Source organism: Burkholderia lata (genome assembly GCF_000012945.1).
GTDB lineage: Bacteria > Pseudomonadota > Gammaproteobacteria > Burkholderiales > Burkholderiaceae > Burkholderia > Burkholderia lata.
On the sequence record NC_007509.1, the window covers coordinates 1,179,563 to 1,202,246 of the forward strand.

A 22,684-nucleotide genomic window follows, 5' to 3' on the forward strand; every position below is an offset into this window, starting at 1 on the left:
AATGAGCGTATTCGACTATCTCGCGTCGAGCTGGCCCGAACTGCTGCAACTCACACTGCAGCACATCTGGCTGGTCGGCATCGCCGTGGGCTGCGCGATCGTGGCCGGCGTGCCGCTCGGCATCCTGATCAACCGCCACGACTGGCTCGCCGGGCCGCTGCTCGGTATCGCGACCATCGTGCTCACGCTGCCGTCCATCGCGCTGTTCGGCCTGATGATCCCGTTCTTCTCGCGCTTCGGCCAGGGCATCGGCGCCGCCCCCGCGATCACGGCCGTGTTCCTGTACTCGCTGCTGCCGATCATGCGCAACACCTACCTGGCGCTGCACAACGTGGATGCGGGTATCAAGGAGGCCGGCACCGGCATCGGCATGACCTCATGGCAGCGCCTGCGGCTCGTCGACCTGCCGCTCGCGGTGCCCGTGATCCTCGCGGGCGTGCGTACCGCGGTCGTGATGAACATCGGCGTGATGACGATCGCCGCCGTGGTCGGCGCGGGCGGGCTCGGCACGCTGATCCTGCGCGCCATCGGCCAGAGCAGCATGATGAAACTGCTGGTGGGCGCGGTGCTCGTGAGCCTGCTCGCGATCGTCGCCGACCGGCTCCTGCAGATGCTGCAGCGTGCATTGACACCGAAGGGAGTGCAGAAGACATGATCGAACTCGACAAACTGACCAAGACCTTCTCCCGCAAGGACGGCCAGGCCGTGCGCGCCGTCGACGCCGTGAGCCTGTCGGTGGCCGAGGGGGAAATCTGCGTGTTCCTCGGCCCGTCGGGCTGCGGCAAGACCACCACGCTCAAGATGATCAACCGGCTGATCGCCCCCACGTCCGGCCGCGTGCTGATCAACGGCGAGGATACGGCGCAGCTCGACGAGGTCGACCTGCGGCGCCACATCGGCTACGTGATCCAGCAGATCGGGTTGTTCCCGAACATGACGATCGAGGAAAACATCACCGTCGTGCCGCGCCTGCTGGGCTGGGACAAGAAGCGCTGCGCCGAACGCGCGCGCGACCTGATGGCGATGGTCGCGCTCGATCCGAAGCTGTACCTGAAACGCTATCCGCGCGAGCTCTCGGGCGGGCAGCAGCAGCGTATCGGCGTGATTCGCGCGCTGGCCGCCGATCCGCCGGTGCTGCTGATGGACGAGCCGTTCGGCGCGGTCGACCCGATCAATCGCGAATCGATCCAGAACGAGTTTTTCCAGATGCAGCGGCAACTGAACAAGACCGTGATCATGGTGAGCCACGATATCGACGAAGCGATCAAGCTGGGCGATCGCATCGCCGTGTTCCGGCGCGGCCAGCTCGTGCAATACGATCACCCCGACACGCTGCTCGCACGCCCGCGCGACGAGTTCGTCGCGCAGTTCGTGGGCCAGGACAGCACGCTCAAGCGCCTGCTGCTCGTGAAGGCCGGTGACGCCGCCACGCAACCCGAAACGGCACGGGTCGATACGCCGCTCGCGCACGCGCTCGCCGTGATGGACGAAACCGACTGCCGCTACCTGACCGTGCTCGACGACGCGGGCCGCGCGCTCGGCTACGTGACGCGCCGCGCGGCGCGCTCCGACGGCGGCGTGTGCGGCGAGCGCGTGACGCCGTTCCCGGCCGGTGTCGCGGCGGACGACAACCTGCGCATCGTGCTGTCGAAGATGTACCAGTACAGCGCGTCGTGGATGCCGGTGCTCGACCCCGACGGCGCATGGCTCGGCGAGATCACGCAGGACTCGATCGCCGCGTACCTCAGCTCGGGCCGCTCGCGCCGGCAGACGGGCCAGCCGCCCGGCAGCCCTGCCGAAGCGGTCGTGGCAACCGCCACGCACTGATTCGTCTCCGGGCCGGTGCGACGTCGCACCGGTCACACGCCGATTTCGACCCCGCGCGGTCTCTCAACCCGCTACCCGACAGCAACCGGGCTCGCTGCCACGACCTTGCTCGCGCGTCGCAGCAGCTGCCAGCCGAACCACAACATCCGCAACCGCAACACCAGGACGGCGACCATCTCGCACGCGGACGCGAACGCGAGTGCGTCGAGTTCCGGGAAAAGCCGAACAGGAAAAGCAGCGCGAACGCCCATGCGGCCATCTTCAACAGGAACGATCCTCTCCACCCCGCTTTCTTGAGCCGATTGGCGGCAATCGGCGCCCAGAAGAACCCGGCAGGCCCCTCGATCCACCACAGTCCGTTCCGAGTCGCATTGGCGATGGTCGTCCATGCGGCGGCCGCAGCGGCTCGGTGGGCGCACCGTGAGGACGATATCGCTGCGGCCCCATAGATCAGCGGCCTTCGGCACGACGTCGGCGTCAGCCGTGCGATAGTCGTCATCGCTGAAATTCGCGCCAGTGCCGGCGCCGCTTTGCACGGCCACCGAGAACCCGAGCTTGATCAGCTTTTCGACGACGTCGGGAACGGTTGCTACGCGCCGCTCCTCGTGGGCCGCCTCCAGAGGGCCCCCAATCTGCAATGTCATGTCCTGAACTGTCGGTAGTGGCCGTCGCGAGGCGTTACGGCCTGCGTTTCAGGTCACCCCATTCGATCCATCCGTGTACGACTTTGCTTCGCGCGCAGCTCGGCACTGCCGCGCGGATTGCACAAACGGTCCATCCTCCAAACGATCGTCTGCGGCGGATGAACCGGTTCACTGTCTTGCCCGACCTTCCTGCCGAATATCCGACGCATGCTTCGATCGGGCCCGAACATTTGGCAGAATGGCGCATCAGTGAAACCGGAAATCGACACCCCATGCTTCCTAAAGCGGAATCTGGACGGCAACCCAAGCAACATCGCTCGCACGTCACGCGGGAGCGGATCGCCCACGCCACCATTCAACTGCTGGGCGAAATCGGCGAAGCCGGCCTGACGCATCGTGACGTCGCCGCCCGCGCACAGGTACCGCTTGCAGCCACGACCTACCACTATGCGTCGAAGTTCGATCTGCTCGAACATGCGTCGTCGGTACTCCTCGATGATTACGTGACGCGCTTTCGCGGCTTCGTCTCGCGGCAGGCGGCACTGACGTCGGGTCGCGTCGCGTTCGACCAGTTCCTGGTCGACCTGTTACGCAATGCCGTCGGACGGGAGCGGCTGCGATCGATTGCCTGGTGCGAAATCATGCTGATTTCCGCTCGCAACGACAGTTCCAGAACGCTGGCGACCGCCTGGTATGCCAAGCTCCGCGAAATCTGGACGGATATCGCCGCGCTTCTCGGTGCCGACAGCGAGCCGCTTTCCGTCCAGGCAACCATCGACCGGACCATCGGCTTGCTGTTCATCAGCCTGTCACTCGGCCTGACCCCGGATGAGGTGTCGGCCTGCCTTTCAACGGGCCTCGACATACCGGCCGCCGTACCGCCGCCCGACGCCTCCACCGCGCCGGAGGAGGCCGCCAAGCGCAGCAAAGGGCGGGAGACCCGCGAGCACTTGCTGAACGCGGCCATCCAGCTGATGGCTTCGCACGGTGCCGGTGCCGTCACAGGGCGCTCCGTCGCTTCGCAAGCCGGCGTCGCCCCCGCCGTTCCGTCGTACTACTTCAAGCCCGTCAGCACGCTGATCCACGCAGCGCGCGAACGCCTCTACGAAGCCGCGAAAGCACGCTACCGCGAAAGCGTGAGCGGAATCGATCTGGCAACCGCATCGCTGGATCAGATTGCCGACCTGACCACCGCGACCCTTACCCGGGAGATCACGCAGTTCAGCGATTTCAACCTGGCCACACTCGCCGTCGAAGTGGAAGCCGCACGACAACCGATGCTCAGGCCCATGGTCGGTCAATGGATCAGCGACCGGAGCCGGGCCTGGCTGCGGCTGCTCGCCAAGTTCAATGCCGACGCTTCGACAGCAAACGGACTACTGATTTCCGGCCTCTTCACCGGCATGCAGATCCGCTTGCTGGCGACCGGCGCCGGCGTCGCGGCACTCAGCGAGCTTCGCCCCACGTTCATGGCGGCGTTCAACATGCTGGGGTATGCCGGACGACCTGCCGAGTAAATTTGTACAAGTGATCGAAAAACGATTGACGCAGTTCTTCACGCCTCCTATCATGGGTTCAACTCGCTCCATTTGGCGTCTGGTCGACTGCATCTGGATCGAACCAAATTCGTACAAATGTACGATTTAAGATTTCCCTGCAATGTGCGGCGTCAGAGCCACCATCGCGGCTGGCACCGTTCCGCGGGAACGCGCCCGATCGCGCGTCGCCCCGGGATTCCACCGCGCACGTTCGCAGGCCACGACAAAATCACCCTGAACGAGACAACCCATGAAAATTGACCTGACCCATCGCGTTGCGATCGTGACCGGTGCCGGCGCCGGACTCGGGCGCGAGCATGCGCTGTTGCTCGCCCGGCTAGGGGCGAAGGTGGTGGTCAACGATCTGGGCAGCGATGTGAACGGCAGAGGGGGTTCCGCCACGGCTGCACAAAGCGTGGTCGACGAAATCGTCGCCGCCGGTGGCGAAGCGATGGCGAACAGCGCATCGGTGACCGATGCCGAACAGGTTCAGCAGATGGTCGATCATGTGCTGTCGCGCTGGGGGCGCATCGACATCCTGGTGAACAATGCCGGCATCCTGCGCGACAAGAGCTTCAGCAAGATGACGCTCGACGATTTTCGCGCGGTGATCGAAGTTCACCTGATGGGCGCGGTCAACTGCACGAAGGCCGTGTGGGAAACCATGCGGGAACAGCAGTACGGGCGCATCGTGATGACCACCTCGTCATCGGGCCTGTACGGCAATTTCGGGCAATCGAACTACGGCGCGGCGAAAATGGCGCTGGTTGGCCTGATGCAGACCCTCGCCATCGAGGGCGAGCGATACAACATTCGCGTGAACTGCCTGGCCCCGACGGCCGGTACGCGCATGCTCGAGGGCCTGATGTCGGCCGACGTGCTCGACGCGCTGTCGCCTGAGTCCGTCAGCCCAGCGGTCGCGGTACTTGCCGGCGAGGACGCACCGAATCGAATGGTGCTGTGCGCCGGCGCGGGAAGTTTCGAGGCCGCCCATATCACGTTGACGCCCGGCATCCATCTCGGAACCGGCGACCAGGTGCCTCACCAACTCGCCCAACGCCTGGACGAAGTGGCAGATCGAAGCGGCGAGACGGTTCCCGTATCCGGCGCTGCCCAGGGCGATATCGAATTGAAGAAAGCCCGCCTCGCGTCGACAAACGCAACGGAACAGGCTCATGAATGACGCGTCGAACACGATATCAGGCGACGCACACTGCGATGCCGACGGCCATCAGGTGGACGATCGGCACAGTGCAGGCGTCTCGCCTGCCCTATCCCGGCTATCCACTCTGGTCGGCAAGGAACTCGGCGTATCCGAATGGTTTGCCATCGAACAGAATTCGATCAATGCCTTTGCCGACGTCACCGGTGACTGGCAATCGATTCATGTCGACGAGGAACTTGCACGTTCGGGGCCATTCGGCCGCACGATCGCGCACGGGTTTCTCACGCTTTCGCTGCTGTCCGCATGGGCTTTCAACATCCTCCCCGCGGTTGAAGGGCAACAGAATTCAGTGAACTACGGGTTGAACAGCGTGCGCTTCATTACCCCGGTTCGCTGTGGAGAACGCATTCGTGGACGCTTCACGTTGAAGCAAGTCACGCCGCGAAGCGCCACGAGCCTCCAGCTGACGTTGAGTGTCGTCGTGGAAATCGAGGATCACCCCAAACCCGCCCTTGTCGCGGAGTGGCTGACGCTGATCAACACATAGCATCCGGTGATGCCTTCCGGGATCCGTTGTTTCGATTTCATTCATATGGATTCCTCAATTTAAACCATGCTTCGCGACATCCGTGAAGGTCGCGGCACACTCATCCATTCGATTCCATGACTAGCGAACTCACCCTCTCCCGTCGCGACGTGGAGTTCATCCTTTTCGACTGGCTGCAGGTCGAATCCCTTGCCGGCCGCCAACGGTTCGCCGGGCAGGATCGATTCGACTACACGTCCGTTCTGGATGTCTACGAATCGCTCGCCACGGATCTCTTCAACCCTCACAACAAGAAGAACGACAGCAACGAACCCGTATTCGATGGTGAACGCGTCACCATCAACCCCGAGGTGGGTGTCGCATTGCGCGCATTTGCAGATGCCGGCCTGGTCAGCGCCGCGTTCCCTGCCGAGTGGGACGGCATGAGCTTGCCGAGCACCGTGGAGCGGGCCGGCATGGCGTATTTGCTCGCGGCCAATCCGGGAACCGCAGGTTACCCGTTTCTCACCATCGCCAATGCGAACCTGCTGATGGCTCACGGGGAACGGGCCCGGGTGGAGCACTACGTCAAGGCCATGTCGGAAGGGCGGTGCTTCGGCACGATGTGCCTGTCGGAGCCGCAAGCCGGGTCGAGCCTTGCCGATATCCGCACGCGCGCGGTCCCGGGTGTGGACGGTCGCTACCGGCTGTTCGGCAACAAGATGTGGATCTCCGGCGGCGATCACGAGATCGCCGAGAACATCGTGCACCTGGTGCTGGCGAAGATCCCGGACGAGAACGGCCAGCTTCCTCCGGGCATTCAGGGCATTTCACTTTTCACGGTTCCGCGCAAGCTGATCGACGCCAATGGACTGCCGGGTGAGCGCAATGATGTCGTCCTGGCCGGCATCAATCACAAGATGGGTTACCGCGGCACCGTCAATTGCCTGCTGAATTTCGGCGAGGGTCGCTTCCGCCCGGACGGCGAGGCAGGCGCGATCGGAGAAATCGTCGGCGAGCCCGGCAAAGGGCTCGCCTACATGTTCCACATGATGAACGAGGCGCGAATCTCGGTCGGCCTCGGCGCTGCCGCGATCGGCTATACGGGCTACCTGCACGCGCTGGATTACGCAAAAACGCGCCTGCAGGGACGGACACGCGGCGAACGTTCGCCGGCCGCCCCCCAGGCGCCCATCATTCGTCACGCCGATGTCCGGCGCATGCTGCTGGCGCAGAAGGCGTATGTCTCCGGCGCACTCGCGTTGTGCCTGTATGCGGCGCGTCTCAGCGACGACGTTCATTCGCTTGAAGGCACCCACACCCGCGAGGAGGCCCAGTGCCTGCTCGATCTGCTCACACCGGTCGTCAAGAGCTGGTCGTCTCAATGGGGTCTCGTCGCCAACGATCTCGCCATTCAGGTTCACGGCGGCTACGGGTACACGCGCGAGTACAACGTCGAGCAGTTCTACCGTGACAACCGGCTCAATCCGATACACGAAGGCACGTTCGGCATCCAGGCGCTCGACTTGCTTGGCCGGAAGACGCGTGCGAACGGAAGTGCGGCCATGACGCTCCTCGACAGGAAAATCTCCGGCACGGTCTCCCGCGCGCGGTCGAACGATTCGCTCCAGCGCCATGCCAGCACGCTCGATTGCGCGTGGGAGCGCATCCGCATCGTCACCGACAAGTTGCACCGGCTCGACGACCCCGAGCTCCAGCTGGCGAATGCGGCCGCCTATCTTGAAGCGTTTGGGCATGTCGTCGTCGGTTGGCTTTGGCTCGATCAGGCCATCGTCGCGCACACGCTCGAGAACGGCCCGACCGGGAGCGACTTCCATCGCGGCAAGCTCGCCGCCTGCGACTATTTCTTCGGATGGGAAATGCCGAAAGTGGCTGGATGGCTGGCCGTCCTCAATCCGGTCGAGACAACGCCGCTGAACATGCAGGAGCAGTGGTTCTGAGCGACACATCGCGATTCCATTTCATTTTCGCCATTCCATTCACAAGGAAGTCAAATGACTGATGCCGTTATCGTTTCCACCGCGCGCACGCCGATCGGCAAGGCGTATCGCGGCGCATTCAACGCGACGCACTCGCCCACCCTCCTCGGCCATGCCATCCGGCATGCTGTCCTGCGCGCGGGCGTCGAGCCCGACCGTATCGAAGATGCCGTGATCGGATCGGTGCTCAACGCCGGAACGGCCAGCCTCAACATCGCCCGCAACGGCGTCCTGGCGGCCGGCTTGCCCCATTCAGTCGGCGCGCAAACGCTCGACCGTCAGTGCGCATCCGGCCTGATGGCAATCGCGACTGCCGCCAAGCAGATCATGGTTGACGGGATGGAAGTCGTCGTCGCGGGCGGACAGGAAAACATCTCTGCCGTACAGAATCGCTACTTCGAATGGATGCGTGCCGAGCAGGATCCCAATGTGCTGACCGCGCAGCCCACGGCTTACATGTCGATGCTCGAGACCGCCGAGTTCGTTTCCCGCAAGTACGGGATCTCACGGGAAGTACAGGATCAGTACGCGCTCGATTCGCAGCTTCGTACTGCCGCCGCGCAAGCGGAAGGCCGCTTTTCGGACGAGATCGTCCCGATCACCACGCAGATGCTGGTTGTCGACAAAGCCACCGGCCAGACGTCGCTGAAGGAAGTCACGCTCGCCCAGGATGAAGGGAACCGTCCCGGCACGACGCTTGAATCGCTCGGCGCCCTCGCGCCGGTGGTCGACGGCGGCGTCGTGACAGCCGGCAATGCCAGCCAGCTTTCGGATGGCGCCAGCGCCTGCGTGCTGATGAACGCGAAAACCGCGCAGCAACTCGGCGTGACACCGCTCGGCATCTATCGTGGCATGACCGTCGTCGGCAACGCGCCCGAAGAGATGGGCATCGGCCCCCTCTACGCGATTCCGAAGCTGCTGAAACTTCACGGACTGACGATCGACGATATCGGCTTGTGGGAGCTGAACGAGGCATTTGCCTGCCAGGTACTGTACTGTCGCGACAAGCTCGGCATCGATCCGGCCCGGTACAACGTCAACGGTGGCGCCATTTCGATCGGGCATCCGTACGGGATGACCGGCGCGCGCCTGGTCGGCCATGCGCTGATCGAAGGCAAGCGACGTGGTGTGCGCTACGTGGTCGTCTCCATGTGCGTGGGAGGGGGAATGGGCGCAGCCGGTCTGTTTGAAGTCGCCTGACACGTCGCGCCACGAGGCGGCGGTGCCATTCGCCCGATACCGCCTCCTCTTGCTTTATCGATCAAGCGAGCGTCTGTCGAACTCCCAGCCGGCAAGCCCTCGCTTGTCACTCATCCCGCAGAAGTGCGCATTTCAATCCGGATCCCGATCCGGTCGCAACGCATCTCTTTCAATCGCCCCCCGGCATACGCATCGATCACGCATCTGACAATCCGCCACGCGGAATGAAGATCGCATGGAACCGACTCGCGTAGAATGCCCGCGACAATCAAGCATCAAGCCGAGCGGGGCCGCTTCGCCATTCCACTCGCACCGGCGCAACGCGAACAAGACAACACGAACAAGACCCGTGGCATCCGCAAACGGCGCCGCGCCGCCTCGACCGCGCGCGCCATCGCGACGATCGCCCGCCGATGACGCTTCCATGAGCAAACCGATCCTGTACCTCCTCGCCGGCAACGGCAGCGCGGCCGACTGGTGGGACGATGCACTGCCCCACTTCCGGCATTACCGGCCCGTGCCGCTGGAACTGCCGGGCTTCGGCGACAACCCCGCACCGCCCTGCGAAGATCTCGCCGCGTACGCGCAAGCGCTGCTGGACGCGACCGAGCCGGGCCACGCGATCATGGCGGTCGGCGTGAATGCGCTGCTGGTGCTGCACGCATTGCAGCGACGCCCCGGCCACTTCAGCCGCAGCGTGCTGCTCGCGCCCGTCGGCGCATTCCTGTGGGAACGGCGCCTGCCGAAACTGATGGCGCCGAAACCGCTGCGCAAGACGATCCACTGGCTGCTCGCGCACTACCCGACGCTGTTCGCCCGCAAGTTCTCGAACCTCACCTGGACACATGCGCAATACCGCCGCATGGGCGCCGGCTATGCGCGCTGCCGCGCGTTCCTGCCGCACTGGGATCTCGTGCGTGCCGATACCGCGCTGCCGCTGCTCGAGTGGGTCGCCGATCGGATCGAACTCGTGTGGGGCGACCAGGACAACGTGCTCGGCGTGCGCCAGGCCGCCGCGTGGTCGGCCATCCTCGCACGCGCCAACCTCACCGTCACGCTGCAGGCCGGCTGGGGACACTACCCGTGGATCGACGCACCGGCGGCATTCGTGCAATGGCTCGAAGCGGGCGATGCCGGCTTCGTCGCGCACACCAAGGGCGGGCGCCTCGCGCTGGCCACGATGGCCGGCCTGCCCGTGCCGCCCGCGCTGTCGCTGACCCGCGCGGACGATCCGCGCCTGCCCGGCTTTCTCGCGAGCCAGCCCGATGCCGAGTGGGCGATCCGCTCGTCGAGCCACGGTGAGGACCAGGCCGACGCGGCCAACGCCGGCCTGCACACGACGTTCCTGCGCGTACCGGCAGCGCAGGCGGCCGCCCGCGTGGCCGAGCTGCTCGATGGCGGCCTCGAGGAAACGGTCGTGCAGCGCTTCATCACGCCGGTGCTGTCCGGCATTGCCTTCGTGCGGCATCTCGCGGTTGAGGTCGAGTGGGTGGAAGGCCACCTCGAAACGCTCGCCGACGGACAGGCCAGCCCGCAACGCGCGATCCTGTCGCGGCTCGGCGAGCCCTGGCAGCGCGGCACGTTCCCGGCCGCGCACGGCCTGAGCGCGACGCAGCTGTGGGCCTTCCTGCAGCGCGTGCTGCGCGCGTTCCACTACGTGCCGGGCGACGTCGAATGGGCGTGGGACGGCCAGCAGCTGTGGCTGCTGCAGTACCGTCCGATCAGCAGCTACGGCTGGCATCGACACCTGACCGCCGCCAACATCGCCGAGATCCTGCCGCCGCAGCCGAGCCGGCTGGTCGAGTATGCGCAACGACGCGCGGCCGGCAGCATCCCCGCCATCATGGCGCGCTGGGATGCACGCGTACTGCAGGATAACGAACCATTCACCGCGCTCTATGGCGGTGCGTCGTACATCAACAACGACCTGTTCCTCGCCCGTCTCGCCGACTGGGGCGTGTCGGCCGGCAACTACAGCGGCGAGATCGGCGGCGCGACGCCGCCGTTGCGCTGGCGCCCGCTGCGGCTGCTGCGTTCGCTGCCGGTGTTCTGGCGCATGCTGCGCGTCGCGCGCGGACATCTGCCGACACTCGAGCGCGGCTTGCAGCGCTTCGACCAGGAACTCGCGACGCTCGTCGCGCAACGCGCCGACGGCCAGCAACTGGCCGACTGGTTCACGCGCTTCTACGTGTTCGTCGTGCAGGGCAACCTGTGCATCGCGTCATCGCTGGCCAGCAGCGGCGGCGCACTGTGGGGCCGGCCACCGACCGCATACGGCCAGCTCGACCACAGCCCGCATCGGCTGCCGTGGGAAACCGACCCGGGCACCGCACGGCCCGCACCCACCGACCTGCCGCTGCAGGCGTTTCCCGACTGGCCGCTGCCGGTCCGCATGCTCCACACGCTCGGCGCGCCCGGCATGCGCGGCTGGTATCTGCAGGTACGCGAGTGGTATCGCGACAACCTGATGCGTGTGTTCTTCCGCCTGCATCACGCGATGCCGGCTGCCGACCGCGACGCGTGGTTCGCGCCCCATCCCGATCGCCGCGAACGCAACGGCAGCTTCTGGCAGGACGGCAGCGAAGGCACCGACGAGGCAGCCGGCTTCATGATTTATCCGGGCCACACGCAAGGTGTGCTCGGCCACGACATCCTGCTGGAAGACACGCTCGATCCGGGCCGGCACGCGCAATACCAGGCCGCTCGCGCCGTGATTGCGCGCATGGGCGGCCGGCTGTCGCACGGCGCGACGCTGCTGCGCGAGCTGCGCAAGCCGTCAGCCGTGCTGCCGCGCGTCGATGCCGCGTGGATCGGGCGCGAGGTGCGGCTCAGCGACGGCCGGCTGACGCTGGTCGAATGAGCACGGCGCGGTTGCCGCGCGCCTGGGACTGGACTGCTGCTCAGCGTACCGGCGTGCGGACGACTCCGTCGACCTTCAACGTGCGCCGGTCGTGCGCGGCTTCGTATTCGACCGTTTGCGCGGGCGTGACGGCGCCGTACGAACGGCCGTTCACGTAGACGGTGCCGTCCCGCAGTTCGACCCGGTCGCCGTTGACTGTCGCGGTGGCCCGTTCGCCCTGCAGCACCGCGCCCGAGCAACCGGCGGTCGAAAAGCTGCGGACCGACGTGCCCGGCATCGCGGCGATCCCGCCCTGATCCGCCGCATGCGCCGCGCTGCAAGGCGGCGCATCCATGCTGCCGGCAGCGTAGGCCGCGCCGGCGCTGATGCCGCATCCGGCAAGCAACGCAATCGTGATCGGCTTCAGATGGTTCATGGTGAGCTCCATTGTCCGCGGCCGCGGATCGATGACCGGCCGACGCCCACGTTCGCATCGCAGGCCGTCCGGATACACCCAGTATGCGACCGGTTCGCGGCACTCCGCCATCCGCGCCAGTACCACTCGCCGCCGCGTCGCTTCACGCCGACTCCGGGCGCCGGAAACACCGCGCCCGGCACAACCCGTCCCCCTGAAAATCCGCCTTGATCAAGTTGCGACTCGCAACTATTATTGATTGCGATCCGCAACCTTTTCGGGCCAACCATGGACCTCATCGACGCTCCCGCCAAGCCTCGCGAAGCCACCATCCTCGAGCTGCGCGACTTCTCCCGCAAACTGGTTCGCGAGCTCGGCTTCATGCGCGCGACGCTGGCCGACAGCGACTGGGCGCCTTCGGCGGTCCACGCGATCCTCGAGATCGGGATGGCGCCCGGCATCAACGCCCGCGATCTGGGCAACATCCTGCGGCTGGACAAGTCGAACACGAGCCGGCAACTCGCCCGGCTCGAAGCGGCCGGGGTCGTGGAGCGGCGCGTGTCGAGCGACGATGCGCGCGCGATCGAGCTGTACCTGACCGCCGACGGAAAAAAGCTCCAGAAGCGAATCGACACGTTCGCGACGGATCAGGTGTCGAATGCGCTGCGCCGCATGGTGCCCGCCGACCAGCAGGCACTGCTGCGCTCGCTCGCGCTGTACGCCGATGCACTCGCGCAGGACAACGCCGCCAAGGCGCCCGCCGCGGCACTCGATGCGCCATCGATCCGCGAAGGCTACCAACCGGGCTGTATCGGCGATATCGCGGGCCTTCACGCGCGTTTTTATTCGGAACACTGGGGCTTCGGCGCCTTTTTCGAAAAGCGGGTGGCGACCGAGTTGGCCGAGTTCGCCGGTGCGCTGCCGGCCGACGGCAAGGCGCTTTGGCTATGCCAGGAAGACGGACGGACGCTCGCGTCGCTCGCGATCAACGGTGACCCGGCAACGGGCGTCGCGCACCTGCGCTGGTTCATCGTGAACGATGCGCTGCGCGGGTCGGGCATCGGCCGCCGGCTCATGACGGAAGCCATGCGCTTCGTCGATGCGCAGCGGTTTCTCGAAACCTACCTGTGGACGTTCAAGGGGCTGGACTCGGCGCGCCATCTTTACGAGTCGTTCGGCTTCACGCTGACCGACGAATCCGCGGGTACGCATTGGGGAACCGAGGTGGTCGAGCAGCGCTTCAGCCGGCCGGGGCCGTCGAGCGGTTGAGGGTCGACGGGACGTTGCCGTTTTCGCTGCGCGTGCCCTTATGGTCTGTCGACACGACCGTCTCGCGCTGCCGGCAATCGGCCCACGATTTTCAATGGGCGCTGCGAAACGTGTATGGCAACCCACCCACACGCTTGTCGCGCTACCCCATCCCGAAGAGCGAATCGGATACGTTCTTGATCCACGTCTTGACGTCACCCCAGGTGATTTGCTTCTTCCTGAATATTCTTGTCAGAAAAACGATCGACCACCCGACGACAAAGGTGATAGCGACACAAATGCTTAAAAATGAAAATGTACTCATCGAAATCGTACGGGCGGATCGGCTGCAATTAGGACGTCACTCCAGGATTTCATCGGGATTTGCGGCAGACGACGTCGTCGGAACAGGATGAACGCGTCGCGCTCGATGTAAAGGGCGAACGCATAACGCGACGCGCGGCAGACGCATCACTTGACACGCTGCACGCGCACGATGCCCCAGACGAGCATTGCGGTCACGACGGCAGTCACCACGATTGCGAGCCAGATCGACTTCGTCGTGATCCACGTTCCGATGAACGCGGCCGCAAACACGCAGGCCGCGCCCCATTCAAGCACGTTGTCCAGCCGGTTTCTCGGCCGATAGCGCGGCTTGTCTGCCACATCGTGCGGGATCGGCGCCGCCGACCTCGCGCGCGGCGCGCACGCAGGAAACGCATCGGCCAGCGCATGGCTCGGCCACGGGTGGACATCGGCGTGCGCGTCGCCCGATCCCGTCACCCGCCATACGGCGTCGGCATCCAGTGCACGACGCAGTTCCTGGATCTCGCGGGCCAGGCCCGCGTCCGGTTCCTTCTGCCGCTCCAGCATCGCGACCTGCGCGAGTTCGGTGGCGAATGCGTGCGTGTCGTCGTGCGCGATCGGCAATCCGCTCGTGCGAACCAGCACGAATTCCCCGAACGCGATCGCGACGTAGTCGACGAATGCGTCGTAGATCGAACGGTAGCGCTCACCGAGCAATTCGACGAGGTTGTCGCGGCGTGCGGCCGCACGCGCCAGCGCGCTCGCCTTCGTCGTGACCAGATACGGATAGCGCGCGTCGCGCTCCTCGGGCGTCGCGCCTTCCAGATATTCGTCGAGTTCGTCGGCCTGGTCTTCCGGATCGAAATCGTCGATGCGATAGGCGAAGCGCACGTCGTCGGGTCCGAACAGCACGCGCCAGAACAGCGGCACGAACGCGTTCGCTTCGAGCGACGGGCCGCCCGCCGCGAAATAGGCGGGCAATTCGCCTTTGCGGCCTTCAGGCATGCGCGGCCACGGCGGGCTCTCCAGAAACACGGGATGGGACATATCGCGGGCCCCCAGTCGGGATGATCGGATGGTTGTTTTTTTCGGAACGACTTTCACCAACGCACGACAGGCCGACGCATTCTGTCCGACTTTACAAACCTTGTCATCAGGGTCTTTCGGCTGCCTTTCCGGCCATCGTCCGGTGCAATTCGCGCCGCAAGCCGTCGAATATTCTCATCACTTCGAGCGTATCCACACCGGCAAAGCCCCCTTCGCGAGCGCGGTTCGACCGGCATCGCCATCGCACCACGCGCCTTCCACGGCCTTCGAATGATTAGGGAAAATCCTGAGACATCCTTACAGTGATTTACCTGATGATTCATGGAAGCGTCATTTTCAGGCGATTCAGGTGTCCGCCAAGCTTTCAATTCGCGTCGCAAAGCCGATGCCGCCGCGCGGCAAGTGCGATGACCGAAACCTGAAACGGCAGTCGCTGGCGAATCGCCAGGTGTTCAATACTTTCAACAACCCGGTCGAGAGTAATCGTGAGATTCCGTGGCCCGCTGGTGCGGTGGAGACGAGGCGATGCGCGAAACCTGCGCGCGACGATCGCGTCCTCCGACGACAGTGACGGCTGGCAAAGCCCTCGCCTGTCTCTGTCGATCTACACCATCCTGTCCCGACGCTCCGTTCGCCGTCACAACGCCGTCGCCGCGCGTGCCTACGTCGCGATCCATACCGACGACGTGGCATCGCTGCTGCCTTAGCGCCCCGCCCCTTTCCCCGACTCCGTTCGATCTGCTCGCCGCGTCATCCGACCGGTGACGGGAACGGCTCGCGCTTCGTTTTCGCGCGATCCGGATCGCAATCGAACGGACTCCTGATCGCCGTGCACCACGCTCGCACACCGCGAGCGGCGGTCGCGCACGCCCGCTTCATCCGATGAACCGTCGCACAACGATCCGCCCCTCGCGGATCGACACGCGCACTGAAATGGAAGACTACGTCATGCGAATCCGCACGCTTCGCCGCGCCATGGCAACCGCCGCCATCCTGTCGGCCGCCGCGGCTGCCGGCACGACCGCCCACGCGGCCGGCGAACTGAACATCTACAACTGGTCCGACTACATCGCACCGGACACGATCCCGACCTTCCAGAAGCAGACGGGCCTCCACGTCCGCTACGACAATTACGACAGCGACGACACGCTGCAGGCGAAACTGATGTCGGGGAATTCCGGCTACGACATCGTCGTGCCGACGTCGAACTACATGGCCAAGCAGATCCAGGCCAGCGTCTACCAGCCGCTCGACAAGTCGAAGCTGCCGAACCTGTCGAACCTCGATCCGCTGCTGATGAAGATGGTCGCCGATGCCGATCCGGGCAACCAGTACGGCGTGCCGTGGGCCTACGGCACCGACGGCATCGGCTACAACGTGCAGGCCGTGAAGAAGGTGCTCGGCGACAAGGCGCCGGTCGACAGCTGGGCGCTGGTGTTCGATCCGGCCAACATGGCGAAGCTGAAAAGCTGCGGCGTGTCGTTCCTCGACCAGGCCGTCGACGTGTTCGCGGCCACGCTGCAGTACATGGGCAAGGATCCGAACAGCACGAACCCGGCCGACTATCGCGCGGCGTACGAGGTGCTGAAGAAGGTGCGCCCGTACATCACGCAGTTCAACTCGTCGGGCTACATCAACGATCTCGCGAACAACGATCTGTGCGTGGCGTTCGGCTATTCGGGCGACGTCGGCATCGCGCACCGTCGTACCGCCGAAGCGAAGCGCCCGTACGAGATCCGCTTCGCGAACCCGAAGGAAGGCGGGCTGCTGTGGTTCGACATGATGGTGATCCCGAAGGACGCGCCGAACCGCGACGCCGCGCTGAAGTGGATCAACTACGTGCAGGATCCGAAGGTCAATGCCGGCATCACCAACGCGGTGTTCTATCCGACCGCGAACAAGGCCGCGCGCCAGTACGTGAAGCCCGCGATATCACGCGATCCGTCGGTGTATCCGGCCGACGAGGTGCTGAGCAAGATGACGCTGCTCAAGCCGATGCCGCCCGAGATTCGCCGGCTGCAGAACCGGCTGTGGGCGCAGTTGAAAACGGGCCGCTGAGCGCCATCGCATGAAGGGACGCGACGCCGCGCCTCCGGCCGTCCAGGCCGGAGGCGCGTACGGTCACGCTCGCATCAGAACCGGTGGATGATCCCTGCGCCGAATCCGAACTGGTTGCCGGTCGACGACGGCGCCGTGTTGAACCCGTCGCCCAGCGTCGCGGTCGCGTCGACGATGCTGCCCGCGCCGCTCGTGCCGAGCGTCTTGCCCTTCGCGTGCTGGTACGCTTCGAGCAGGTACAGCCCCGTGCGCTTCGACAGCGAGTAGTACTGCGACAGGTTGAACTGGTGATACTGCGCGCTGTCGGTGATGCCGTTCGATTCCGTCGCACGCGTGTACGCATAGCCCGCGCCGAAATCCCAGACCGCCGACGGCTTCCAGTGCAGCACCGCGCCGGCCGTGTTGAAGACCGCGGTATTGAAGAACTTCGACGCTGCACCCGGGATGTACTCGGTGTTGGTGTACGTCGCCGTCGCGTCCCACGCATCGCTGAACCGGTAGCTGAGGCCCACCGCGAACCGCTGCTGCGCCTTCGCGGTCTGGTAGCCGTTCGTGACCGCCGACACGCCGATCTGCGAACCGCCGTTCGACGTCGTCGAGTTCGCGCCCCACGCGCCGCCGGCCGTGTTCGCGTTGTTCACGCGCTCGAACGCGACGCCGGCGCCGAACGGGCCGGCCGCGTACTGGATGCCGGTTGCCCACGTCGAGCCGGCGTTCGTGCTGCCGGCTACGCCGCCGAGCGAGTAGGAACCGCTCAGCGTCACGCCGTACCATTTCGGCGACGTATACTCGATCGTGTTGTTCGCGCGGTAGATCGTGTCGAGCCCGTCGACGTCGCCCGGGTGCGCGCCGTAGTAGCCGGTGATCCACGTGGTCGGGCTGAACGGCGACATCGTCTGGTAATACGACGCATATTGCCGGCCGGCGGTCAGCGTGCCGTACGTGGTGTTGGTCAGCCCGACCCACGCCTGGCGCCCGAAGATCGCGTCGGTGTACTGCGCGGCGCCCGTCGCCGAATTGAAGCCCGATTCGAGCGTGAAGATCGCCTTCGTGCCGCCGCCGAGATCCTCGCTGCCCTTCAGCCCGAAGCGGCTGCCGGCCCACACGCCCTGGTTCATCCTGACGACCGACTTCCCGCCGCTCGTCGAGCCGACCGTCGTCGCGTTGCTCTGGTAGCCGATGCCGTTGTCGACGATCCCGTACAGCGTGACGCTGCTCTGCGCGAACGCCGGCGCGACAGCGGCCAGCGCGACGCCGGACGTCAGCGCCATCCGCAATGCCTGTTGCTTCATGTATCTGTCTCCTTCCTTGTCTTCTCGAGTGAATGAATTGTCTTGATGGTTGCGTGCCGCCTGCTCACGGACGTTACGGACGTTACGGACGTTACGGACGGTACGCACGCCAGCCGTTGCCGCCCGTGCAGACGAGCTGCGAACCACTGACCCGGCACTGCGCCTCGTAGCCCGGCGAGTACAGCCATTCGCCGGCCCAGTGCAGGTCGACGTACGGGTCGGCCTTCGGCGTATCGGCGACGAAGTTCGCCGCGTCGTCGGTGCTGCCGCTGCCCGTGTAGCGCGCGGTGGCCGGATACGGAAACACCGGACGCGTGCGCGTCGTGTTGCCGTTCGCATCGACGATCGACGCGACGATCTTGCCGGGCGTCGCGCCCGTCTCGGTCCACGCCATCAGCGGCGTGAGGACGTCGAACACGTCCGGCCCCTGCCCGCCGCCGCAGTGCGCGACGCCCGGGAACAGGTAGAAGCGTGCGAAGCGATCGACCTGCGCATCGCCCATGGTCTTCTTCATCGCTTCGTAATACGCGATGCTCGAACGCGGCGAGATGTGCTGATCCTCGAGCCCATGCCACAGCAGCAGCTTGCCGCCGCGGCCCGCGAAGTGGCCGAGATCCGGATCGGTCGCGGCCAGGTAGTTCGACACCGGCACCGTCTTCGCGAATGCGTCGAGCGTGAACTTCAGGTCGTCGATCGTCGCGGACGGGTACGACGCGTTGTAGTAGTCCAGATAGCGCAGGAACGGCAGCACGAAGCTGATCGTGCCGCTCGGCGCGGTGGCGGTTGCCGGCACGAACAGGCTCCAGTTCAGCTCCGAGCCCCATTCGCGCGACACGAGCGGTTCGAGACGCGTGCCGTTCGCCGTGGTCGCGCCGTCGTGGATGCGGCGCACGACGTCGGCTTCCTGCGGCGTCAGGCACGTCGCGGTCGATTGACCGGCCGCGCACACCAGCGTCGAGGGATCGAACCGGCACGCGCGCGGGTTGTCGATCACGCCGTCGACCACGCCATCGAGCCCGTCGCACGCCTTGAGCACCGCCGCATGCAGCATCGGCAGCTTGCCGGCGAGCAGGATCGCATTGCCCGTCTTCGGGTCCGTGTTGACCGCGGCCGGCCATGCGTGATGGAACGTGTTCTGCACGATCACGTCGTTCGCGGGCGCGCCGGCCGCGATGCCGTCGAAATCGTCGGGAAAGCGCTGCGCTTCCATCAGCGCTTCGCGGCCGCCGTCCGAGCAGCCGTCGAAGTACGCATAGCGCGCGGGCCGCGCGTAGAACTTGCCGATGATCGCCTTGGCCACCTGCGCGGTGGCATGCTCGGCGCGATACGCGAAGTCGAGCTTCGCCTTCGGGTCGAGCGCCCATGAACCATCGTTACCGCCTTCATGGCCCATGTCGGTCGCGGCCATCGCGATCGTCCCGTTGGTCACCGGCACGCAGGTCGACGCCATCGGCGCGTTGACCGACAGGTTGCCGCACAGTCCGCCGCAGCCCGTCTGCAGATAGCGTTGTGTCCAGCCCTGCGTCGGCAGTTGCAGCTCGAACAGCGACGCGCCCGGCCCGATCGTGCCTTTCACGTCGCACACGGGTGCCGGCAGCGTGTTGTTGCCGACGACCGTGCCGGCCGGCAGCAGCACCGCCGACGTAATCGTGACGGTGCCGTCGGTCACGCCGCTCAGGTCGAGCGCCGCGACAGCCGGGCACGACATCGCGGGCATCACCGCCGGAAGATTCGCGAGGCCGCCGGCCGCGCTCGCGGCACTGGCAGCGCTCGCCGCGCTCGACCAGCCGGCCAACATCGCGCACAACGCCATCATGCCGATCGCCAGCATCCGGATCAGCGCATCGCGCCGCATGCCTGCCGCGCGCACGCTCCACCCTGCCCTGCAGTTCGTCTGCATTCCTGTCTCCTGTCGTTCTGGTTGGCTTGCCGCATCGTCGTCAGGTGGCGATGCGGCGATTTCACGAAACGTCTGCGATACCTCGAGTGAATCGAACCTTCATGCGACCGCCCTCTTCATCAGCATAACTAAGCTCACTGCGTACACGCGTTGCGAAGAAAACCGATTCCCATCTGATCCGTTTATCGATTCCGGCGCGCCGCCGCCGCGCCGGCACCGTTCCGCCCTACGCCGGCTCCATCCCGTGTTCGCGCTTGGCGCGATCGGCCTGCGGCGATGCCAGGTAAGCAAGAAACCGTGCGGCAGCCGCGCGATCGTGTGCCGTACGGCACACCGCTGCGGAAAACACCGTGACGGCCTGAACGGCTTCCGGCAATACGCCGACGACGTCGAGGCCCGGCACATGCATCAGCTCGCTCAACTGCTGGAAGCCGAGATCGACCTCGCCCGCCGCGATCAGCTCGCCGACCGGCACGCCGGGCGGCGCCTGGACGATGCGCGGCGCAATCGCGTCCGCGATGCCCCAGCGTACGAACAGGCGATTCAGGTGCGCGCCGCTCGGCCCCGTCGAATAGCCGATCCGGTCCGCGCGCAGGATCGTGTCGCGCACCTCCGCTTCGGTGCCGATCTCCGGCCGCGCCGCGCCTGCCGCCACCGCGACCGCGATGCCGGAACGCGCAACATCCACCCGGGTGCTTCCGTCGACATGGCCATCGGCCGCAAGCCGCTCGATCGCGTCGGCTGCAAGCACGACGAAATCGAACGGCTCACCGGCCCGCACGCGCCGCGTCGCGTCGACACCGCCGACGGATGTGATCGACACGCGGCACCCCGTTTCGTCCGCATGGGCGGCCGCCAGTCGTGCCAGCACCGGCCGCGTCGCCATCGACGAAATGCCGGCGACCGTTGTCGTCGCGCATGCAGTCCGCGTCATCTCCGCCGCCCCCATCAGTCGATATAGCGCAGGCCGGCCTGGCGCAGCGGCTCGCGCATGTCGTACATGTCGAGGCCCAGCACGCCCGACGCGAGCTTCGCGCGCTTCGCGGCTTCGTTCGTCTCGCGCGCGATCGCCTTGTCGAGCACGTCAGCGGCTCGCGCGGCAGGCACCGCCACCACCCCGTCGTCGTCCGCGACGATCACGTCGCCGGGATGGACGAGCGCACCCGCGCACACGACCGGCACGTTCACCGAGCCGAGCGTCGCCTTGATCGTGCCTTTCGCGGAGATCGCCTTGCTCCACACCGGGAACTGCATCGCCTCGAGCACCGCGACGTCGCGCACGCCCGCGTCGATGATCAGCGCCTGCGCGCCGCGCGCCTTGAAGCTCGTTGCGAGCAGGTCGCCGAAATAGCCGTCGGTGCAGTCGGCGGTGATCGCCGCGACGACCACGTCGCCCGGCCTGATCTGCTCGGCCGCGACATGCATCATCCAGTTGTCGCCCGGATGCAGCAGCACGGTGACGGCCGTGCCGGACGCGAGCGCGCGCGGGTAGATCGGCCGCATGTATGGCTTCATCAGGCCGGTGCGGCCCATCGCCTCGTGCACCGTCGCCGAGCCGAGCGCACCGAGCCGCGCGGCGACGTCCGCGTCCGCGCGGTGGATCGTGCGGTAAACCACGCCGAGTTCGTTCATGATCACTGCCCCTTCGCTTTCAGTTGTGCATCCAGGCGCGGATAGACGCGCCGTGCATTGCCTTCGTAGATCTTGTGGCGCGCGTGCGCATCGAGCGACGACGCATCGATGTAGCGCTTCGTGTCGTCGTAATAGTGGCCGGTGTCGGGATCGATCCCGCGCACCGCGCCGATCATCTCGCTCGCGAACAGGATGTTGTCGACCTGGATCACGCCGGTCAGCAAGTCGATGCCGGGCTGGTGATACACGCACGTGTCGAAGAACACGTTGTTCAGCAGGTGATCCTTCAGCAGCGGCTTCTTCAGCTCCTGTGCGAGCCCGCGAAACCGTCCCCAGTGATACGGCACCGCGCCGCCGCCGTGCGGAATCACGAAGCGCAGCGTCGGGAAATCGCGGAACAGGTCGGAAGTCAGGCACTGCATGAACGCCGTCGTATCGGCATTCAGGTAGTGCGCGCCCGTCGTATGGAAGCACGCGTTGCAGCTCGTGCTCACGTGGATCATCGCGGGAATGTCGTACTCGACCATCTTCTCGTAGACCGGGTACCAGTAGCGGTCCGACAGCGGCGGGCTCGTCCAGTGGCCGCCGGACGGATCGGGATTCAGGTTGATCGCGACGTTGCCGTATTCATCGACGCACCGGACCAGCTCCGGAATGCAGGTCGCGACATCCACGCCCGGGCTCTGCGGCAGCATCGCGGCCGGCACGAAGTGATCGGGAAACAGCTGGTGCACGCGGTGGCACAGCTCGTTGCACACGGCGGCCCACGTGCTCGACACGCTGAAATCGCCGATGTGATGCGCCATGAAGCTCGCGCGCGGGCTGAAGATCGTCAGGTCGAGGCCGCGCTCGCGCATCAGTCGGAGCTGGTTGAGCTCGATCGATTCGCGCAGCTCGTCGTCGCCGATGTGCAGCTCGGAGACTTTCGGCCGCTCCGACGGGCTGTTGATCGCCGCGACCTGGCGATTGCGCCACGCCTCCAGCGCCTTCGGCGCGGTGGTGTAGTGGCCGTGAATGTCGATGATCATTGCAACTCCTGCGTGTGAA

At 65.7% G+C, this 22,684-nt stretch carries 21 protein-coding genes and 1 pseudogene; 14 read left to right on the plus strand and 8 right to left on the minus strand.

Features of this window, described 5'->3' with window-relative positions; all coding sequences use genetic code 11:
• Position 1: 1 nt before the first annotated feature.
• Both BCEP18194_RS05015 and BCEP18194_RS05020 read left to right on the plus strand, forming a co-directional pair.
• Entirely contained in the window at positions 2-655 is a 654-nt protein-coding gene (locus BCEP18194_RS05015) for an ABC transporter permease (protein WP_011350238.1), read from the plus strand.
• Positions 652-1,827 carry an ABC transporter ATP-binding protein gene (locus BCEP18194_RS05020; protein WP_011350239.1) on the plus strand — a complete coding sequence of 392 codons (1,176 nt, stop codon included), beginning with the start codon at positions 652-654 and terminating at the stop codon, positions 1,825-1,827. The genes BCEP18194_RS05015 and BCEP18194_RS05020 overlap by 4 nt, the downstream gene beginning before the upstream one ends.
• 404 nt (positions 1,828-2,231) lie before the next feature.
• On the opposite strand, the pseudogene pntA reads toward BCEP18194_RS05020, so the two are convergent.
• Positions 2,232-2,471: pseudogene (pntA, locus tag BCEP18194_RS41060) on the minus strand (Re/Si-specific NAD(P)(+) transhydrogenase subunit alpha); the annotation flags it as partial.
• 158 nt (positions 2,472-2,629) lie between these two features.
• Between pntA and BCEP18194_RS38655 the strand changes: the two are divergent.
• The 7 genes from BCEP18194_RS38655 (at position 2,630) to BCEP18194_RS05055 (ending at position 11,760) form a co-directional block, all read left to right on the plus strand.
• Positions 2,630-3,988 carry a TetR/AcrR family transcriptional regulator gene (locus BCEP18194_RS38655; RefSeq protein WP_167316005.1) on the plus strand — a complete coding sequence of 453 codons (1,359 nt, stop codon included), beginning with the start codon at positions 2,630-2,632 and terminating at the stop codon, positions 3,986-3,988.
• 271 nt (positions 3,989-4,259) lie between these two features.
• Positions 4,260-5,192, plus strand: coding sequence for an SDR family NAD(P)-dependent oxidoreductase (locus BCEP18194_RS05035; RefSeq protein ID WP_011350242.1), 933 nt, complete (start codon positions 4,260-4,262; stop codon positions 5,190-5,192).
• Complete coding sequence (locus BCEP18194_RS05040) at positions 5,185-5,721, plus strand: MaoC family dehydratase (RefSeq protein WP_011350243.1); 537 nt, start codon at positions 5,185-5,187, stop codon at positions 5,719-5,721. Before BCEP18194_RS05035 ends, BCEP18194_RS05040 begins: the two co-directional genes overlap by 8 nt.
• Before the next feature lie 116 nt (positions 5,722-5,837).
• Positions 5,838-7,661, plus strand: coding sequence for an acyl-CoA dehydrogenase (locus BCEP18194_RS05045; protein WP_011350244.1), 1,824 nt, complete (start codon positions 5,838-5,840; stop codon positions 7,659-7,661).
• A gap of 54 nt (positions 7,662-7,715) precedes the next feature.
• Positions 7,716-8,900, plus strand: coding sequence for an acetyl-CoA C-acyltransferase (locus tag BCEP18194_RS05050; protein WP_011350245.1), 1,185 nt, complete (start codon positions 7,716-7,718; stop codon positions 8,898-8,900).
• Positions 8,901-9,155: 255 nt separating this feature from the next.
• Positions 9,156-9,317: a hypothetical protein gene (locus BCEP18194_RS41065; RefSeq protein WP_157687123.1), complete on the plus strand. Its 162-nt coding sequence runs from the start codon at positions 9,156-9,158 to the stop codon at positions 9,315-9,317.
• A 7-nt stretch (positions 9,318-9,324) separates the two neighbouring features.
• Positions 9,325-11,760, plus strand: a complete 2,436-nt coding sequence (locus BCEP18194_RS05055) for a PEP-utilizing enzyme (protein ID WP_011350246.1) — start codon at positions 9,325-9,327, stop codon at positions 11,758-11,760.
• A 40-nt stretch (positions 11,761-11,800) separates the two neighbouring features.
• Here the strand turns inward: BCEP18194_RS05055 and BCEP18194_RS05060 are convergent, their stop codons facing one another.
• On the minus strand, positions 11,801-12,175 hold the full coding sequence (locus BCEP18194_RS05060) for a hypothetical protein (RefSeq protein ID WP_011350247.1): 375 nt from the start codon (positions 12,173-12,175) through the stop codon (positions 11,801-11,803).
• Between the two features lie 267 nt (positions 12,176-12,442).
• Between BCEP18194_RS05060 and BCEP18194_RS05065 the strand changes: the two genes are divergently transcribed.
• Complete coding sequence (locus BCEP18194_RS05065; RefSeq protein ID WP_011350248.1) at positions 12,443-13,423, plus strand: bifunctional helix-turn-helix transcriptional regulator/GNAT family N-acetyltransferase; 981 nt, start codon at positions 12,443-12,445, stop codon at positions 13,421-13,423.
• Positions 13,424-13,437: 14 nt separating this feature from the next.
• Positions 13,438-13,818 (plus strand): hypothetical protein, encoded by a 381-nt coding sequence (locus tag BCEP18194_RS41070; protein ID WP_157687124.1) that lies wholly within the window; start codon positions 13,438-13,440, stop codon positions 13,816-13,818.
• Positions 13,819-13,873: 55 nt separating this feature from the next.
• Here BCEP18194_RS41070 and BCEP18194_RS05070 read toward each other — a convergent pair whose 3' ends face one another.
• Positions 13,874-14,755, minus strand: a complete 882-nt coding sequence (locus tag BCEP18194_RS05070) for a hypothetical protein (protein WP_011350249.1) — start codon at positions 14,753-14,755, stop codon at positions 13,874-13,876.
• 349 nt (positions 14,756-15,104) lie between these two features.
• On the opposite strand from BCEP18194_RS05070, the gene BCEP18194_RS41075 reads away from it, so the two are divergent.
• The 3 genes from BCEP18194_RS41075 (at position 15,105) to BCEP18194_RS05075 (ending at position 16,813) form a co-directional block, all read left to right on the plus strand.
• On the plus strand, positions 15,105-15,326 hold the full coding sequence (locus BCEP18194_RS41075) for a hypothetical protein (RefSeq protein ID WP_157687125.1): 222 nt from the start codon (positions 15,105-15,107) through the stop codon (positions 15,324-15,326).
• Positions 15,262-15,462, plus strand: coding sequence for a hypothetical protein (locus BCEP18194_RS42025; RefSeq protein WP_425266312.1), 201 nt, complete (start codon positions 15,262-15,264; stop codon positions 15,460-15,462). Before BCEP18194_RS41075 ends, BCEP18194_RS42025 begins: the two co-directional genes overlap by 65 nt.
• A gap of 241 nt (positions 15,463-15,703) precedes the next feature.
• Positions 15,704-16,813, plus strand: coding sequence for a polyamine ABC transporter substrate-binding protein (locus BCEP18194_RS05075; protein ID WP_041492668.1), 1,110 nt, complete (start codon positions 15,704-15,706; stop codon positions 16,811-16,813).
• Positions 16,814-16,887: 74 nt separating this feature from the next.
• On the opposite strand, the gene BCEP18194_RS05080 is transcribed toward BCEP18194_RS05075, so the two are convergent.
• The 5 genes from BCEP18194_RS05080 to BCEP18194_RS05100 all read right to left on the minus strand — a co-directional run bounded on the left by BCEP18194_RS05080 (position 16,888) and on the right by BCEP18194_RS05100 (position 22,665).
• A complete protein-coding gene (locus BCEP18194_RS05080; RefSeq protein WP_011350252.1) occupies positions 16,888-18,105 on the minus strand; it encodes a porin in 1,218 nt (405 codons plus the stop codon).
• Positions 18,106-18,196: 91 nt separating this feature from the next.
• Positions 18,197-20,005 (minus strand): tannase/feruloyl esterase family alpha/beta hydrolase, encoded by a 1,809-nt coding sequence (locus BCEP18194_RS05085; RefSeq protein ID WP_011350253.1) that lies wholly within the window; start codon positions 20,003-20,005, stop codon positions 18,197-18,199.
• 226 nt (positions 20,006-20,231) lie between these two features.
• Positions 20,232-20,939 (minus strand): substrate-binding domain-containing protein, encoded by a 708-nt coding sequence (locus BCEP18194_RS05090; RefSeq protein ID WP_011350254.1) that lies wholly within the window; start codon positions 20,937-20,939, stop codon positions 20,232-20,234.
• 14 nt (positions 20,940-20,953) lie between these two features.
• Complete coding sequence (locus tag BCEP18194_RS05095) at positions 20,954-21,637, minus strand: 4-carboxy-4-hydroxy-2-oxoadipate aldolase/oxaloacetate decarboxylase (RefSeq protein ID WP_011350255.1); 684 nt, start codon at positions 21,635-21,637, stop codon at positions 20,954-20,956.
• A 2-nt stretch (positions 21,638-21,639) separates the two neighbouring features.
• Positions 21,640-22,665 (minus strand): amidohydrolase family protein, encoded by a 1,026-nt coding sequence (locus BCEP18194_RS05100; RefSeq protein WP_011350256.1) that lies wholly within the window; start codon positions 22,663-22,665, stop codon positions 21,640-21,642.
• Positions 22,666-22,684 lie beyond the last annotated feature (19 nt).